The sequence below is a fragment of the Ensifer sp. ENS11 genome (genome assembly GCF_014851895.1).
Taxonomy (GTDB): Bacteria; Pseudomonadota; Alphaproteobacteria; order Rhizobiales; family Rhizobiaceae; genus Ensifer; species Ensifer canadensis.
The window spans coordinates 273,554-286,623 of record NZ_JACVAN010000005.1 but is presented as its reverse complement, the minus strand read 5'-3'; the positions used below and the strand labels follow the sequence as shown (position 1 = coordinate 286,623).

At 60.8% G+C, this 13,070-nt stretch carries 11 protein-coding genes; 3 read left to right on the top strand and 8 right to left on the bottom strand.

All coding sequences use genetic code 11. From position 1 onward, the window contains the following. Window positions 1–22 precede the first annotated feature (22 nt). Complete coding sequence (locus IB264_RS12610) at window positions 23–3,421, top strand: acyl-[ACP]--phospholipid O-acyltransferase (RefSeq protein WP_192433513.1); 3,399 nt, start codon at window positions 23–25, stop codon at window positions 3,419–3,421. A gap of 21 nt (window positions 3,422–3,442) precedes the next feature. Here IB264_RS12610 and IB264_RS12605 read toward each other — a convergent pair whose 3' ends face one another. The 7 genes from IB264_RS12605 to IB264_RS12575 form a co-directional block, all read right to left on the bottom strand. Continuing rightward, window positions 3,443–4,462 (bottom strand): hypothetical protein, encoded by a 1,020-nt coding sequence (locus IB264_RS12605; protein WP_192433511.1) that lies wholly within the window; start codon window positions 4,460–4,462, stop codon window positions 3,443–3,445. Beyond that, window positions 4,459–5,478: a GNAT family N-acetyltransferase gene (locus tag IB264_RS12600; RefSeq protein WP_246811749.1), complete on the bottom strand. Its 1,020-nt coding sequence runs from the start codon at window positions 5,476–5,478 to the stop codon at window positions 4,459–4,461. Before IB264_RS12600 ends, IB264_RS12605 begins: the two co-directional genes overlap by 4 nt. A 79-nt stretch (window positions 5,479–5,557) precedes the next feature. Next, window positions 5,558–6,757: a hypothetical protein gene (locus tag IB264_RS12595; RefSeq protein ID WP_192433507.1), complete on the bottom strand. Its 1,200-nt coding sequence runs from the start codon at window positions 6,755–6,757 to the stop codon at window positions 5,558–5,560. An 11-nt stretch (window positions 6,758–6,768) separates the two neighbouring features. Beyond that, window positions 6,769–7,653, bottom strand: coding sequence for a ThiF family adenylyltransferase (locus IB264_RS12590; RefSeq protein WP_246811748.1), 885 nt, complete (start codon window positions 7,651–7,653; stop codon window positions 6,769–6,771). Further along, complete coding sequence (locus tag IB264_RS12585; protein WP_210335608.1) at window positions 7,650–8,597, bottom strand: hypothetical protein; 948 nt, start codon at window positions 8,595–8,597, stop codon at window positions 7,650–7,652. The genes IB264_RS12590 and IB264_RS12585 overlap by 4 nt, the downstream gene beginning before the upstream one ends. A 301-nt stretch (window positions 8,598–8,898) precedes the next feature. After that, complete coding sequence (locus IB264_RS12580; RefSeq protein ID WP_192433505.1) at window positions 8,899–9,159, bottom strand: helix-turn-helix domain-containing protein; 261 nt, start codon at window positions 9,157–9,159, stop codon at window positions 8,899–8,901. A 217-nt stretch (window positions 9,160–9,376) separates the two neighbouring features. After that, a complete protein-coding gene (locus tag IB264_RS12575) occupies window positions 9,377–9,577 on the bottom strand; it encodes a helix-turn-helix domain-containing protein (RefSeq protein WP_192433684.1) in 201 nt (66 codons plus the stop codon). Between the two features lie 164 nt (window positions 9,578–9,741). On the opposite strand from IB264_RS12575, the gene IB264_RS12570 reads away from it, so the two are divergent. Next, window positions 9,742–10,632, top strand: a complete 891-nt coding sequence (locus tag IB264_RS12570) for a LysR family transcriptional regulator (protein ID WP_084814193.1) — start codon at window positions 9,742–9,744, stop codon at window positions 10,630–10,632. Window positions 10,633–10,737: 105 nt separating this feature from the next. On the opposite strand, the gene IB264_RS12565 is transcribed toward IB264_RS12570, so the two are convergent. Beyond that, window positions 10,738–11,688, bottom strand: coding sequence for a LysR substrate-binding domain-containing protein (locus IB264_RS12565; RefSeq protein ID WP_084814192.1), 951 nt, complete (start codon window positions 11,686–11,688; stop codon window positions 10,738–10,740). 131 nt (window positions 11,689–11,819) lie between these two features. Here IB264_RS12565 and IB264_RS12560 point away from each other — a divergent pair, with 131 nt between their 5' ends. Beyond that, complete coding sequence (locus tag IB264_RS12560) at window positions 11,820–13,052, top strand: M20 aminoacylase family protein (RefSeq protein WP_084814191.1); 1,233 nt, start codon at window positions 11,820–11,822, stop codon at window positions 13,050–13,052. Window positions 13,053–13,070 lie beyond the last annotated feature (18 nt).

Here is a 13,070-nt window from a genome sequence, read left to right as displayed (position 1 = left end):
TCAAAAAAAGGGGGGACGTTCCGTGAAAGACAATCTCATGACTTCTCGGCGCTTTGCGCCGCTCTTCTGGACCCAATTCCTGTCGGCCTTCAACGACAACTTCCTGAAGAACACGCTCGTCTTCCTCATTCTCGCCCAGATGGCGGCAAACGAGGCGGCATCGCTCGTCACACTTGCGGGCGCCGTCTTCATGGCGCCGTTCCTGCTCTTTTCAGCACTTGGCGGCGAGCTTGCCGACAAGTTCGACAAGGCCATCATGGCCGAACGGCTGAAAAGGCTGGAGCTCGCGGCCGCAGCCGTCGCGGTCGTCGGCATCGCGCTCTCCTCAGTCACGGTGCTGATGGTGGCGCTCTTTCTCTTCGGTGTCATCTCGGCGCTCTTCGGGCCGGTCAAATACGGCATCCTGCCCGATCATCTGCAGCGCAAGGAGCTACCGCGCGCCAATGCCTGGATCGAGGGCGCGACCTTCATCGCCATCCTCGCGGGCACGATCGTCGCCGGGCTTGCCGCCGCAGAAGGTGTCAATCCCTGGGTCTTCGGGCCGATGATGCTCGGGCTCGCGGTTGCGTGCTGGTTGTCGAGCCGCTTCATTCCCCGTGTCGGCGCAAAGGCACCGCAGCTTGTTGTCGAGCGCAACATCTTCAAATCGACCGGTCGCCTCGTTAACGCGCTTCGCGGTGACACCCGCCTTTGGCGTTCAGCCCTGATGGCTTCCTGGTTCTGGCTGGTCGGCGCCATCGTGTTGTCGCTGCTGCCGCCGCTGGTGAAGGACCATCTGGGCGGTGGCGAGACGGCGATTACTGCCTATCTCGCCGTCTTTGCGATTGCCGTCGGCATTGGTTCGGCGATTGCCGCCTGGATGTCGGCCGGCCGTATCGTGCTCCTGCCGGCGCCTTTGGGCACGCTGATCATGGCGCTGTTCGGCTTCGATCTTGCCTGGAGTGTCGCCCATGTCGAGGCAATCGGCACTGCGGAAACACTCTCAGCCTTCTTCACTGGTCCCTATACCATTCGTATCGCCATAGACCTCGCCGGCATGGCCATTGCCGGCGCGTTCCTCGTCGTCCCGACATTTGCAGCCCTGCAGGCCTGGGCTCTGGAAGACCAGCGCTCCCGCGTGATCGCTGCCGCCAATGTGCTTTCGGCCGGCTTCATGACGGTTGGCGGCGGTCTCGTCGCCGGGCTGCAAGCCGTGGGCACGTCGATGTCGGCGCTTTTCCTCGGCCTAGCCGTCGTGAACATCGTGGCCGCTTGGGTGATGCTACGGACCCTACCGACCAACGCTTTTCGCGATTTCGTGTCCATCCTTTTCCGCGCTTTCCTGCGCCTGGAGGTCGATGGTCTCGACAATCTGAAGAAGGCGGGTCGTGCGCCGATCATCGCGCTCAACCATGTCTCTTTCCTCGACGGTGCACTGGCGCTGGCGCTCACTGACGAAGAGCCGACCTTCGCGGTCGACTACGCCATTGCCAAGGCCTGGTGGGTGAGGCCCTTCCTGAAGATGTGCAACTTCCTGCCGCTCGATCCCTCGAAGCCGATGGCAACGCGCACGCTGATCAAGACCGTCAACGCCGGCGATCCGCTCGTCATCTTCCCCGAAGGTCGCATCACGGTCACCGGCGCGCTCATGAAGGTCTATGACGGTGCAGCCATGGTCGCCGACAAGACCGGCTCCATGGTCGTTCCTGTTCGGATCGACGGTTTGGAGAAAAGCTACTTCTCGCGCCTTTCTTCCCTTCATGTCCGCCGTCGCCTGTTCCCGAAGGTGAAGGTCACTATCCTGGAGCCCGTCCGCCTCTCGGTGCCGGAGGGACTGAAGGGCCGCAAGCGCCGTATCGCTGCGGGAGCCGAGCTCTACCAGATCATGTCGATGCTGATGTTCCGCACGACGGATACAGATGTGACCGTGCTGGAAAAAGTCATCGAAACGGCCCACGAGCGTGGCTTCCGCCGACTTGCCGTGCAGGACCCTCTGACTGGCTCGCTTTCCTACGGCAAGCTCCTGACCGGAGCGGCGGTGCTCGGTGCGAAGTTCCAGGCCATGTTCCCCGAGAGCAGGACGCTCGGCGTGCTGCTTCCCAATGCCAACGGCTCCGTGGCAACAATCCTCGGCGCCATGTCTGCGGGCAAGGTACCGGCCATGTTGAACTTCACCGCCGGGGCGGCCAATATCCTTGCGGCATGCAAGGCTGCCGAGGTGCGCCACGTCCTGACCTCGCGCGCTTTCGTGGCCCAGGCCAAGCTCGGTCCGGTGGTCGAAGAACTGTCCAGGACGGTGGAGATCGTCTGGCTTGATGATCTACGCCAGACGATTGGACTTGCCGACAAGCTCCTGGGCCTCCTGCGCAAGGGAAAGCCGCTGGCGCGACGCACCGCGGACGATCCAGCGGTAGTCCTTTTTACCTCCGGCTCGGAAGGCACGCCGAAGGGCGTGGTGCTGACGCACCGCAACATCCTTTCCAATGCCGCGCAGGCAGCTTCGCGCATTGACTTCCATTCCGGCGACAAGGTGTTCAACATCCTGCCGGTGTTCCACTCGTTCGGCCTGACGGCTGGCACCATCTTGCCGCTCGTTTCCGGCGTGCCCGTCTATTTCTATCCTTCGCCGCTGCATTACCGCATCGTTCCGGAGCTGATCTATGCGTCCAATGCCACGATCATCTTTGGTACCGATACGTTCCTGAACGGCTACGCTCGCACGGCTCATCCTTACGACTTCCGTTCCATCCGCTACTGCTTTGCCGGTGCCGAGCCGGTCAAGGCCGCGACGCGCGCCCTCTATATGGAGAAGTTCGGCGTGCGCATCCTCGAAGGCTATGGCGTAACCGAGGCCGCACCGGTGATTTCGTTGAACACGCCGATGTTCAACAAGGCGGGCAGCGTCGGCAAGATCATGCCCGGCATGGAGTACCGGCTGGAGTCCGTGCCGGGTGTCATCGACGGCGGGCGACTGTTCGTTCGTGGCGCGAACGTCATGGCCGGTTATCTGAGAGCGGAGAACCCCGGTGTGCTCGAGCCGACGCCCGACGGCTGGCACGACACCGGCGATATCGTCACGGTCGACGAGGACGGCTTCATCTTCATTCGCGGCCGCGCCAAGCGTTTTGCCAAGATCGGCGGCGAGATGGTTTCGCTTGCCGCGGTCGAAGCACTGGCCGGTGAGCTCTGGCCCAGCAACCTGACAGTCGTCGTCTCGCTTCCCGACAGCAAGAAGGGCGAGCGCCTGGTCATGCTGACTGACGCACCGGACGCAACGCGCAGCACCTTCATGAGCTTCGCGAAGAGCAAGGGTGCGATGGACATGATGATTCCCTCCGAGGTGAAGGTGGGCCCGGTGCCCGTGCTCGGTTCTGGCAAGGTCGACTTCGTCAGCGCTCACCGCCTGCTGGCGGAGCAGGCGAAAGCTCAAGAGGCTGCCTGAGGCGAAATGGGCGAAGCCGGCTCAGTCCGGCTTCAAGCTCACGACAAGCTCAGCCGGCGGCAAGCGGAATTTGGGAAGGGTCGAAGGTGCAGGGCCGACGCGCAGCACGTTGACAAGCCGGTGGCCGGCGGGAAGCATGAAGCGCTTCGTCAGAATGTCGGCGGTCCGGTCTGTATCCGCCAGCGCCGCCATTGGCCAAGCTGCAAGGCCGAAGCGGGTGAAGCCCAGCCAGAAGCGATAGAAGGCCCGTCCGGACGCAACCGGTGTCTCTTGGGCGGGCCGATGAAAGAAGAGGCAGGCCGTCGCCGTCATCGTCTTTGCCGCTTCCGTCACAAGGGTCTTGCCAAGCCCGATGCGATCCGCGAGCTCGAAAAGCGGTGAGCCGAGCACGCGCCCGGCCACGGCACCCTCAAACGGTCCCATGCGTAGCGCCTCCAGATTGAGGCCGTCGAAACGATAAGCGGGATGCGCGGGCGACAGGCGCATCCATGCGACCAGTTCGTCGCGGAACGCACGATCCCGCATGATCGACAGGCTTGCCTGATCGTTGAGCGTGGCAAGGAAGGAAAGGTCGTCATGCCCGCAGGCGTGCGTCACGTCGCCGGCTTCCGCCGCCCAGCGTTCGACGGCAGCGACCGTCTCCGGTGACGCCGGCGCAAAGGGACCACGCCAGGTAAAGCGCTTTTCGATCCAGTCGCCGAGCTGCGGTACAATCGCTTCTCCATCAGGGATGAGGCGTGCGACCAGCCGGTAACCGTGCCGCCAGGAAAGGATATTGTCGTTCCAGAGGTCTTCGACCACGGTGCCGGTTCCACGTGCGGCAAGCGCCATCACCATGCCTTCGAGCGCGGCGCCACAGGAAAGGCCCAGGTCGCGCCCACTGGGATCGCCGATCTGCAGTTGCCGTGACAGATCCGCGACCAGCAGGATGCGACCTTCATCGTCCAGCGCCCAACGGGCCGGCTGGGTGTTGTGGACGGATGGCGCCAGGTTCGCCAAGCCTGCGAGATCTGCCAGGGCGGCGGCATCGATCCGTTTCATAAGGTCTTCCCGAAAAGGTGCAGCCGGTGCAAGGGGCGGGCGCCGGCCCTTTCGGCCTGCCGCAGGCTCGCCACGTTCGCATCGGCGATCCAGGTGCCGCCAGCGTTTTCATATCCGGCCCGCTGCATTTGACCGAGCACGTGGGCGAGCATGAGCGGATTGAGACCGCGCCCCTGGTGTGCCGGCTTCACCCCCTGGAAGATGACGACGGCGCGCCTTCGCCGCAAACGGTGCTTTAGGAGATGCCAGGGAGCACTCAACCCCAGCCGTGACCCCATCGCTTTCAGCATCGGGTTGACATCGGGTATGGCGATCACCGAACCAACCGGCACGCCATCTTTCTCGACCACGGCCGAAATGCGCGGGTCCATGATCCACTTCATTTCTTTGGCCTGAAATTCGTACTCCGCGCGGGTGACGGGTACGAACATCGGATTATCCGAGAAGCTTTCATTGAGGATCAATCGCGAGTCTTCCAGGCGCTGGCCGAGCGTGGCATGACGGATCGGCGAGAAGCGAAAGCCTTCTTCGCGGAGGGTCTGCAACTGCCCCTTGGCCAGCAGCCCGGCCGTCGTCGATGCCCCGACATCGATCTCGAAAGTGCTCATCGGAAAGGTCGCCGAATAGCCCGCCGCCTCCAGGAGCCGCGGGAGGTAGGGTGGCCCCCATATCTGGTCGGTATAAGGTGCATTCTCGAAACCGCCGGTCATGATGCCGACCTGCTGCATGGCGGTCAGATTGAAATTGCCGAGGAGTTCAGTGAAGCCCCGCGCCCTTGCCCAATCCTCCGCCCGTTCGAGCAGCGCGGCGGCTACCCGCCCGTCATCGCTGCAATCGAAATAGCCGAAATAGCCTCGCGCCTGGCCGAACCTGGTGTTCGAGGCACGATGAACGTGCGCCGTGATCCGCCCGCGCACGGCAGCACCGTCATGAGCGGTGAAGAAGGCGAAGTCGGCGGCCGTGTTGAAAAGTGGGTTCTGTTCAGCGGACAGGAACCGTTTCAGGTCGCCAAACATCGGCGAAACATAGGGCGCCCTCTCGCCGTAGATCTCGAATGGAGCCGAGAAGAAGGCCCTCAGGTCGCCTTCGCGAATCTCAATCATGCCCCGCACTCCTCTGCGAAATGAGAAAGGCCATGCGTTGCACGACCTTCAATTCCGTCTCCGCGCCTGGCGTTGCTGAGATGGAGGGCATATTGAGGGCGACCAATCGGAAGGGGTGAAGCGACGCAAGCATCACATGCGTTGCCTCGTATTTCTCCAGCAACCACGCAAGCTGTTCGGAATCCGTTTCCGGCAGGTCCTGGATTTGTGCAGCACGCAGGAGCGGTCGCTCTAAGAAGAGCGTCTTTAGCGCCGGCAGGTCGAAATCGACGAGTTCCGGTTCCCCGAGTTGCAGTGCGCCTTCGACAAGCGGGTGGTTCTGCAACTCCCGCAGGAAGCCCAGCGGGTCATCGATACGGTCCTCTGCCAGATGGCGAATGAGGCTTTGCCGACGCTGCTCGGCCCTCAGAGTGATGCTGTCCTTCCATATGACCCCGAGCAGTGATGCGCAGACGACGACAGTTGCTGTGCGCACCAGGGCGGCGGTGCCGAGCCCATTCTCGATACCGATTGCGAGTGCTCCGACCAGCGCAACGGAGAGCAGGATGACGAAGGAGGCGAGCGTGTCCCTATGGCTGACGGTGCGCTGACCCAGACTGATCAGCAGCCAGCACAGGAAGAGGACGGCGACCCCGCCCAATCGCACCGGCATATCGATGTATGGGGAACGGAAATCAGTCACGAAGAGCGGCAGGATCAGAAGCAGCGACAACGCCACCCGGTCGACGGCCTGGTTCTCGGCCTTCGACAGGCTCGCCCGATCGCGCGTAACCGCCATATGCGCGGCGAGCGCGAAACTGACGAACTGATAGGCAAACAACATGACCGAGCGCCAGGGCTCGGCGAAGGTGGCTGGTAACAGCGCGAGAACAATGAAACTGGCCGCGCCTCCTGCCGCGATCCATTTCGTTAGCTTCGGCGCATGGCGCCGAAGCAGGCCCTCGGCAAGGATGATCGTCGCCAGTGGCACCAGCCCGGCGGCCATTACCGTTGCAGCTTCGAACACGAAAAGCCCTGTCCACCAGGAAAGGACACGGCTCGCCATCAACAGCGAAAGCACGCGCAGCCCGAAAAGGAAGCGGCGGGTGAGTGGGCTTGTTGCGTCGAAGTCGTGGATGGCGCCGATCAGGATCAGCAAGCCGCCGAGGGCGGCGAGCGAGACAAAACTGTCGGCGATGAGGGAGGGGCTCATGATCTGTATGCCTAAGACGCAGCAGCGGTCATTTGCGAGAGATAGCGGCGTACGATCGGCCGGAGTATCGCTGCGACGAGCGGATTGCGCGGATGCTCGACACGACCCGCATGCGGGTTGAAGAACCATCCGCGATGGTCGGCGCCGTGCGGCGTGCCGAGGATCGCACGGATCCCTTCATAGGCCATCAGCATACCCGTGGTGATCACCATTGGAGCGAAGGACATGCGGCTGCGCTTGCCGGCAACCACCTCGCCGGCGAGCGACAGATCGATGTAGTGCCGGGACGACGAATGGACCATCACGTATTCCGCCTCGCTTTGGAAGGCAGCGGCCCGCTGGGCGGTCGTCAAGGCGTGCCAGGCGGTTTGCACTGTCGGGTAGCGCAGCCGTTCCTCCGGCATCGGGTCCTGCGGACGGGTCACATAGACGGAGGGTAGGGGGGAGGCATAGGCATCGATCATTGTCGTGCCTTGCTTTCGCGCCGTCCGGTAAAGAAGCAGACTTGCGCCGAGATCGTCCGTGCCGTTGACCACCACGTCCGCATCGGTGACCAGATGCTCCACGTGGTCCGTCCACTCCGGTCCGAAGACGGTTACCGCCAGACCCGGGTTGATCTTGAGGCACAGGTCGCGGGTCGCCTCTGCCTTCATTTGCCCGATCGTATCGGCAAAGCAGAAGACCTGGCGATTGAGGTTGGACGTTTCGAAACGATCGATATCGGCGAGTACGAGGCGGCCGATGCCTGCGCGCACGAGCGCCTGGATGCAGGCGCCGCCCATCCCGCCGGTTCCGCAGACGAACACCATCGCTTTTGAAAGGCGCTCCTGTTCCGCTTCGCTGACGAAGCCGATGTTGCGCGTCGTGAAAGTCTCGTAGAAGGACATTTCGCTCATCGGATGAAGGGCCTCAATATGCCCCATTGCCGCTTGCTGTCGGCCCAATGCAGCACCGGCAGGAACAGTCGTTGCATGAGGATGACGAAGCTCGCGACCGCGAGCCTCCAAAGAGCGTTGCGCGGCACACTTTCGAGGAGATAGCGCTGCGCGGCATTGAGATCGAGTTGACCGATCTGAATGAGGTCGTCGCCGCGTTCATAGTCGAGCTCGGCGGCGCAGAAATCGTTGTATTCTGCCTTGCGGTGTTTCGGCGCTACCTCGAACGTCTTCTTCAGGTTGTCCGAACCGCCCGTATAGGCATTGGTGATGACGAAGCGGTCTGCATCGAAGCCGGCCTCGGGACCGACGCCGAACACATGACGGTGCGAGGCCATGATTTCGGTCGCAATCAGATGCTGGCGCAAGGACCGCCGTGCGCCACGCGTCGGTGCTGGAAAAACGTTGCTGAAGGTCTCGGCCACCATGCCGGCGACGGCTGGAACCTGTGTCACGTTGGAAATCCACAACGGGCGGAGCTGGTTGCGCACGAAGAGAAGAAAACAGGTAAGGCCGTAGAGGACCCAGGACAGACCCTGACTGCGCACCGCGGGATCGACCATCACAAGTCCCAGGTGGAGAACGTCGGCGGGCTTGCCCGATAGGGAGAGGCCTATCACCGGTAACGCATTGAACGCGACCGGCTGTCCGTCCGATATCCGGTATACGAGCGTGACGATCGTTCGATTGAGCACATCCTCGCTGTCCGAAAAGACTCCGTAATCCAGGCTTCCATCCGGAACCGACCGGTGTGCAACCGCCCGAAGATCTTGCCGCAAGGCGGTGATTTCTCGCGCTGACATCCAGAGGCCGGGAAACTCGACAATCCGCGCGCGAAAATCGGCTGATGTCTTGAACTTGAGGTCCATTCGCTTCTTCAGGATGATCGCCAGCAGATTATACAACGGGTTAGGTCCAACGATTCACGGCTTCGCAATGCGCGCGCGGCGGCCGCATGCATCTAATTCTTGCAGCCGATAGGAAACAATTCGTTTAAGGTGGTGGCCCAGCTACAATTTGCGATGGAAATCTAGCTTTGTTCGCAAGGCCGACGACGGCTGACACACTTCGACCACGTCGACTAAGTCGTTCGCCTAAGGAGCAAAACGGCTTCGATCGTGCAGTCGATGTTCTCGTTTTTTGCTCAAAGAATGGCATTTTGCGTCGACCGGAACGACGTTAAGAAGCCACGCCATACTGCTTGGCTTATTTCGGCTTTCTACCTGCCTTGATCGGGTCCGGGGCTGGGGCGGAATCTGGGCGATTTACGAACAGCTCCGAGATGTCGACGCCCAATGCTGCGACAAGTCGATCTAGCAGTTCAACCGAAGGGTTGTATTCACCGCGCTCAATGCCGCTAATTGCGGTCCGGTCCACATTCGCATCCACCGCCAGATGCTCCTGCGTGATCTTCTTCGAAGACCGTATGTGCCGGAGATTCCAGGCTATGCGCGTACGAGTGTCCATAATTTATGGCCACCACCTTGCGTGGCATTAATCCATAGAATATATTCGACATATTTCTTAAAAGGAGTGCTTCGCAGCGGCATCGCCCGCGCGCGATTGCGACGGACCCTGCGCATCGATTGGAGAATGGACCCATATGGAACTTCGCCAGCTGAGCTATTTCGTGGTGGTCACTGAGGAACTGCATGTCGCTCGGGCGGCAGTACGGATGCGGCGACTACCCTTTCTCAGCATCCCGCATCAGTTGGTAAGGGTCGGCGCCAATCGCCCGACTGACTTTCACGAACTCTGCAGGATCCAGGCGCCGTTCGCCGAGTTCGAACTTAGACACGAACGTCTGTCGCTGCCCGATCCGCTCTCCGAGTTCGACCTGCGTAATGTTTGCAGCTTTTCGCGCAGCTACGAGGCCATCGATCATTCGACCATAAACGATTGCGTGAAATGAGGACAATTTCGAGCGCCAGCTAGAGAAAACCGACGCAATGAATAAAACCGATTTTCGGATACCCCAAAATAGGGTATTCATGGTTGCAGCGCGACGGAGTGCTCGCGTTTTCAACGCGCCAGTTGAAAGGAATCGACATGGAACTTCGCCAGCTGAGCTATTTCGTGGCGGTTGCCGAGGAGCTGCATTTCGGTCGGGCGGCAGCCCGGGTGCATATCGCCCAGCCGGCCTTGAGCTGTCAGATCCAGTCGCTGGAAAAGGAACTCGGCGTTCGCCTGTTGGAGCGCTCGACCAGAAAGGTCGAACTGACCAGGGCAGGGGAGATTTACTACGATCGCTGTGTGCGGATCCTGGGCGATGTCGACCTGTCGGCCGAGGTGGTGCGCTCGGTTGCCGGTAAGGCGAGGCGCAAGATCCGGATCGGAACGGTCTATCCGGCAACGATCGGTCTGCTGCCGGCGTTCCTGGCGCGCATCGGCCGCAAGTATCCCGATATCGAACTGCATATATCAAGCGGCTCGACCAACGACATCATCCGTGGACTGGAGAACGGCCAGATCAATCTCGGCTTTATCCGCCCGGTCGAAAACATCGGCTCGCTCAGGTTCTTCTCGATCGCGCATGAGCGCTACCTTCTGGCTTTGGAGAAGAACAGCGCGTTGCTCGCCCGAAGCGAGATCGGCATCGAGGACCTGAAGGGTGAGAAGATCATCTCGTTCTCGCGTCAGAACCTGTCGTATACCGAGCGCTACTTTACTGAAAAGTTCGAGGAGCACGATCTGTCGAAGAACGTCGCCTATACCTGCGACGACACCTTCTCTTTGGTGTCGCTGGTATCGGCCGGTCTTGGCATCGGCTTTGCGCCGGAATGGACGCTGGATCTTCCCAACCGCAATTTCGAGCTTCGGAAGGTCCGGGGTGTCGACTTCAGGATCGGGCTTGGGGTCGCCTGGTCCAAGGACGACCCGACGGCCGCCAGAGACGATATCATCGATATCGCCCGGTCGCTGGTGAGGCAGGGCAGGTGAGGGCGCTTGTGCTCGACGGCTGGGCGCGGGTGGTCGCTCCTGTTGCGATCCCTCGGGCAAGCGGAGCGGTTTTCAAGCCTGTGGCGGGAGAGCCCACCTTGCAGACTACAGAGGCGTCAAAGTTGCAAAGACACGCCGGTCTACTGGGTTGCTCGATCGGAGGCGTCTCTTGATGATGCCGGACAGGGAATCGATAAAGGAAAGTGCTGCAGATCCTTGGGGACCATTTCGCCTCGAAATAATGCTGAGGTCCCGCGGTGAAAATCTCTCCTCGAGATCCAACAATACCGTGCGGCCGTAGAAAGGGGGTACAGCCGTCATGATGCTTGGAACCCAGGTGCACATATCTGCCTGCTCAACGAGTGTCTGAGAAAGCAACACGGAGTGTGCCAGTACAACGCGCTTTTCATCCAATGTCGCGCCATGTCGCCAGAAAACCTCCTGCATCAGGCCATCGCGTCCGTCAGGGGCGTAGTTCAGCAGCCAGTCCTGATCCAGCAGTTCGTGAATGGACTTGCATCCCTCTTTCGCATGACCTCGACGAACCATGATGCCCGTCTCGTAACGAACCAACGGCTCAATCAAAAACTCCTGAGCAGACATCGCTGGCGATGCCTGGCCTATGGCGAGATCCATGTAGCCGTCGCGAAGAAGTGGTTGCGTGATCATTACGAAACTGTCGAAGAATTCGAGCCTGACATTCGGCATGCGTCTTCTAAACTCGGTAACGACCTCCGGCAGCAATGTCAGGGAAAGCCACGGCGTTACGGCAATGCAGAGCCGTCCCTCAATTTGACCACGCCGAATGCTCATCTGGCTCTCCGCCTGCCTGAGCTGATTGAGAACGAGACGAGCGTGGGTCAGTAAAGCATAGCCGTGATCGGTAAACTTCAGGCCACTTGGCGAGCGAACGAGCAGCGGTAGCTGCTGTTCGGCTTCCATCTCCCTCAAGGCCCGCGTTACAGCGGGTTGCGATATCCCCAGAAGGCGCGCTGCGGCGCGGATACTGCCGGTGTCGGCGCTGGCAACCAGAGCCTCGAGTTGATGCAGCTTCATCCGACCTCCGCTGATAACGATTGGTTATCACCATAATAAACTTTTGTCTCCCGCTCAATGCAAGCATTCACTAGATTGCTAAGCACTGCCTCACGGGCAGAGGTCGGGAATTCTCAGCGGCGGAGTGGTGGATGAAGAACGCGATCGTGTTGCCAGGGATTTCCGATTTCCAATCTGAAGCGATCTCGATTCGCAGACAGATTCACGCTCATCCAGAGCTGGGCTTTGAGGAGTTCGCGACGAGTGAGCTGGTCGCCAAGCTGCTCGCCGAATGGGGCTATGAAGTTGCGAGGATCGCAGGGACTGGCGTTATCGCAACGCTGCGCAATGGTGAGGGGCGGTCGCTCGGCATTCGCGCCGATATGGATGCGCTGCCGATCGAGGAAGTGACGGGACTTCCCTATAGCAGTACCGTTCCTGGAAAGATGCATGCCTGTGGTCACGATGGTCACACGGCGATGCTTCTCGCTGCAGCCAGGCATCTGGCGCAGTCGCGAGACTTCCACGGCGCTCTCCATCTAATTTTTCAGCCGGCCGAAGAGGGCCTTGGGGGAGCCGCGCGGCTGTTGGGAGAGGGGCTGTTCGAGCGGTTTCCCTGCGATGCTGTCTTTGCCATGCACAACGTCCCAGGCCAACCGATCGGCACGTTCGGCTTTCGCAGCGGCGCGTTCATGGCTTCCGCCGATACGGTGACGATCCGTATCATTGGTCATGGCGGACATGGTGCTGTTCCACACAAGGCGGTGGATCCAGTCGTTGTCTGCTCGGCGGTCGTCATGGCGCTTCAAACAGTGGTCTCACGCAATGTCGATCCGCAGGACGCTGCGGTAATCACGGTTGGATCAATTCACAGCGGAACGGCGTCGAATATCATTCCGGACGCGGCCGAGATGTCTGTAACGGTGCGCTCGCTGTCACCGGAAGTCCGCCGCGAAGTCGAGGCGCGGATCTGTGGCTTGGTGCACGCGCAGGCGGAGAGTTTTGGGGCGAGAGCCGTCATCAATTATGAGCGCTGTCATCCGGTGCTTATCAATCACCCGGTCGAGACGGAATTTGCCCAAGCCGTCGCTCGGCAATGGCTCGGTCCGGAGGCATCAATCCTGAACGCGCACCCGATCATGGCCAGCGAAGATTTCGCCTTCATGCTGGAGCGCTGTCCTGGGTCCTACATCAATATCGGCAACGGCGAGGCGAGCCACCCGCTGCACAACCCGAGCTACGACTTCAACGATGAGGTATTGGCGATCGGGGCGACCTATTGGGTCAAGCTCGCCGAGCGGTTTCTCGCAACGCCCGCTCAGTCCGACATCACCCGACGCACGCGAGGCATCGCAGCACAGCGCCCATGTGCTGCGACCGAGTAATCGGTCCGGTTCGGGCGA